The sequence below is a fragment of the candidate division KSB1 bacterium genome, from assembly GCA_016214895.1.
Lineage (GTDB): Bacteria > Electryoneota > RPQS01 > RPQS01 > RPQS01 > JACRMR01.
Genome location: JACRMR010000014.1, coordinates 1 through 3,840 on the forward strand (window position 1 = coordinate 1; position 3,840 = coordinate 3,840).

The following is a 3,840-nucleotide window of genomic DNA, read 5'->3' on the forward strand; positions in this document are numbered from 1 at the left end:
GGCTCAAGGAGAAACTGAAAGCGGGGCTTGTCCGACTGGAGGAAACGGCGGCGACCACTTAACCCGGGTGGGGAATTTTTGATGACCCGAGCTGGGGAGATTTGGATGACCCTTGACAGGCCTGCGGCAAGGTCAAGATCATCTCATGGATCCCCGCCCATCGGGCCGCTTCGACCACACGGTCCGCCTCGATCGGGCCGAAGCGCGCGATGTTCTCCGCGACGGTGCCGTCGAGCAATTCCACATCTTGCGGGAGGTAGCCCACGTACTGGCTGAGTTGGGTCCGATCCCAGTTGTGGAGGTCTGCGCCATCAAGGCAGACCCGTCCGCGCGCTGGACGGTACAGCCCGAGGATCGCCCGTGCCAGCGTGGATTTGCCGGCCGCGCTGGGTCCGATGAGCGCCACCGTCGTCCCCGGTTCGATCGTGAGGGTCACCCCGTTCAGGATGGGCTCGTTCCGACCCGACACCGCGATGACGAGGTCCTCCAGTGTGATCTGCCCCCGTAGTGGTGGTAATGACATGCGGGCGGCGCGTTCGGGGATGGTTCGGAGCAGCGTATCAAGCCGTCCATAGGCCTCGCGCGCCCCGAGAAACCCTCGCCAGCCGGCAATCATTTGGTCGAGCGGCGCGAGCGCCCGGCCCAAGAGAATGGACCCGGAGATGACTAGGCCTGGAGAGATCGCCTTCTGGATGGCCAGATAGGCCCCCCGGCTTTGGTGCTGGCCCGACTTTGCAGCGCGAGCACCTGCATGTGTCGCGCGTACCAGCGTGCTCGTAAGCGAGGCAGCATACCCATGGCCTCCACCACTTCGGCATTGCGGACATTGCGTTGGACGAACTGGGTGGCCTCGATCGATTCTCGGTTCGCCTCCGCGAGATCGGTGCGGGTCGCCAGCTCATTCCACCACGCGAGCCCCGCCAACAGGAGCATGGACAGGACCGCCACCACCCCGAAGTAGAGATGAAACAGGAACATGAGCCCGACATAGATCGGGATCCAGGGCGCATCGAAAAAGGCCAGCAACCCGGGGCCGGTCAAGAATTGCCGGATCTGCAAGAGATCGGTCAGGGGTTGGGCCGTAGCGACCGTTCCGCTGCTGGTGAGGGATTGGGTAAAAATGGCGTCAAAGACCCGTTCACCCAGGTGCTCATCGAGTCGGGCACTCGTGGCGACCATGATCCGTGACCGGATCCATTCGAGCCCGCCAAGCACCAGGAAGAGAAAAATCGTAATGACCGTGAGCATCAGCAGCGTCGATTCGCTCCCGCTCATCAGCACCCGGTCATACACGGCGAGCATGTAGATTGCCGGCACGAGCATCAGCAGATTCACGAACAGGCTAAAAAACGCGGTAGTCAGGAAGGACCGACGACAGGCCGCCAAGGCTCGTTGCAGATCAGACGACTCGCTCGTCAGAGGTGTCGCTGAGGTGGTCAGCTTTGGTTTCGTCATGGTTGCTGTGAGTTCATGGAACCGTGAGGGAGTAACAGAGGCCTCTCTAAATGATCAGCCCCATGCTCCCATACGGACAATCGCTCAAAGAAGGCTCTTGAATACCTCATTTTGCCTGAAGCTTTCAAACCCGTAGGCATACCGTAACGCTCATGACATCGGATTTCGATATCTCCGTCTCGGCCCACGAAGGGCGCCCCGGACAGGGGGGCCCTTCGTGGCGTCACGCGCCTTATAGGATGACGTCGGTGCCCGCTCCTCCGACTGTGACCGTCGGGATGCCGACCAGCAGAATCTGAAACTCCGATGCCGCATCCGCATCGGTGCTGCCGGACAGGATGCCGCTAGTCGTGTTGTATCGGAGCTGGCCCGCTGCCGTAAAGGTCGCGGTGCCAATGTAGGTGAAGGTCTGGTTGCCGGCCAGCAGGGCATTGGCATCGATCGCGGACAAATCGATTGTATCGCCGGTCTCTCCGGCAAAACCGATGATGGTATCCCGGCCACTGCCGGACGGAGTGTCGTTGACCGATGTGTACTTAAAGGTCAACTCAGTGCCAGTCCGTATACTAACCTCGGTCCCGTGCTCTAGGATGTCGGCTCCGGCCCCGCCATTGAGCGTAAATGTGCCATCCGCAGCACGCAACCAGTCATTGCCGGACCCGCCGTTGAGAGTACCCTCAGCACCACTTGCTCTCGTGGTACCCGGAGCCCACAGTGTATCATTGCCAGCCCCGCCATTCAGGGTGGCGTTACCAACGAGGTGATCATCACCCGTATCACCATTCAGCGTGCCGTCGCCATTGAGCTCATCATTCCCCGCCCCACCATTTAGCGTGCCACTGCCAGAGAGCTTATCGTCACCTTCATCACCGTTGGCCGTGCCAGAAGCGATAGTCAGTTTGTCGTTGCCGGTCCCGCCATTCAGCGTGATGGGGTTATAAGACCCCTCTCCAAATAGCTCGTCATCGCCGACCCCACCGTTGAGCGTGTAGAAGCGAGGGTCACCAAAGAGGTTGACAATCGCGAACTTGTCATTGAAATTTGAGCCGATGAGGTTCTCAATGCTCACCAGTGTGTCGGTGCCCGCTCCCCCGGTGTCCTGTGCGCCCGACTGATTGAGGAAGAGCGTAACCCCCGCCGTCGCCGTGCTGTAGTCGGCTGTGTCGTTGCCGGTACCCCCGTTCAGCAGGTCATTGCCCGCCCCGCCGTTGAGCACGTCATTGCCGCTGCCCCCGCTGAGCGTACCGTTGCCGGTGCCGCCCACGAGCTGGTCATTACCGGTGCCGCCATTGAGCGTGCCGTCGCCAAGGAGCTGATCATTACCAGCATCGCCGTTGAGCGTGTAGTTGCCTCTGAGATTGTCTTTCCACTGCTCCGTCAGCACGTCGTTGCCGTCCCCACCGTTCAGCGTACCGTTGCCGCGTCCAATAGCCCAGAGGTTGTCGTTCCCGGCATCGCCGTTGGCCGTGCCAGAATAAAGAAGATTCAGCTGATCGTTGCCGGTCCCGCCGTTGAGCGTGACGGTGCTATTACCCGCAGAGCTCCCACCCGAGAGATGGTCATCGCCGGCCCCGCCGTTGAGCGTGTAGTGGCGAGTAATATTGTCGAAGAGGCCGAAGACTCTAAGCTCGTCGTTAAAATTTGAGCCGATGAGGTTCTCAATACTCGTGAGTGTGTCGGTGCCTGCGCCCCCGGTGTTTTGCGCGCCTGCGAGATTGAGGATCACCGTGACCCCTGCCGTCGACGTACTGTAATCGGCAGTGTCGTTGCCGGTGTCGCCGTTCAGTACGTCATCGCCGGCCCCGCCATTGAGTACGTCACTGCCGGTGCCACCGTTCAACGTGTCGTTGCCGCTGTTGCCGTTGAGGGTGTCGTTACCACCGAATCCGAAAATCTGGTCACTAAGAATTGTGCCGTTGAGGATGTCATTGCCCGACGTGCCGTTGATCACTGCCATCATCGCCTCCTAATGCCATTGGTTTGTCCTTTTTATCACCTCATCATCGGCCAAGTTCTATGAGGAAGAACGGGTATTGTCGCAGCTGTATCCGCCCTCATGCTTCATCAACCTCCACGCCCTGCGGATGTGTGCCCCGTTCACATCGGTCTCCTTCCTCCTTTCTCTTCATGCCGATGCGTTTCTCACGTTGCGCACTCCACTGATACACTCGATGCCGACTTGAGGCCGCATAGGATGGCAGTTCTTCTAGTGTTTAATCAATAGGTATCAATCGATATGCGCTTTCTTACTGAGCCGACCATCAAATAGTGCGTACTTCTTCAGGCAGCATACCGCACATGCTGTTCTTGAAAGAAATTCTTGATCACCAGGGGCTGTTTCTGTCGCCGATGGAGATGGCCACGCACCGTCTTGATGAGTTCGGT

The 3,840-nt window shown here is 59.3% G+C and carries 3 protein-coding genes; all 3 read right to left on the reverse strand.

The window, feature by feature from the left end:
• Positions 1–58: 58 nt before the first annotated feature.
• A complete protein-coding gene (locus HZB60_09065) occupies positions 59–646 on the reverse strand; it encodes an ATP-binding cassette domain-containing protein (protein ID MBI5059910.1) in 588 nt (195 codons plus the stop codon).
• Between the two features lie 20 nt (positions 647–666).
• Positions 667–1,455, reverse strand: a complete 789-nt coding sequence (locus HZB60_09070; GenBank protein ID MBI5059911.1) for a hypothetical protein — start codon at positions 1,453–1,455, stop codon at positions 667–669.
• Positions 1,456–1,687: 232 nt separating this feature from the next.
• Positions 1,688–3,415: a calcium-binding protein gene (locus HZB60_09075; protein ID MBI5059912.1), complete on the reverse strand. Its 1,728-nt coding sequence runs from the start codon at positions 3,413–3,415 to the stop codon at positions 1,688–1,690.
• Between the last annotated feature and the right edge of the window lie 425 nt (positions 3,416–3,840).

What these genes read in the sequence shown, in the direction of transcription:
- HZB60_09070 (MBI5059911.1), bottom strand. Translation starts at nt 1,455, where the DNA reads ATGACGAAACCAAAGCTGACCACCTCAGCGACACCTCTGACGAGCGAG.
- HZB60_09075 (MBI5059912.1), bottom strand. Translation starts at nt 3,415, where the DNA reads ATGATGGCAGTGATCAACGGCACGTCGGGCAATGACATCCTCAACGGC.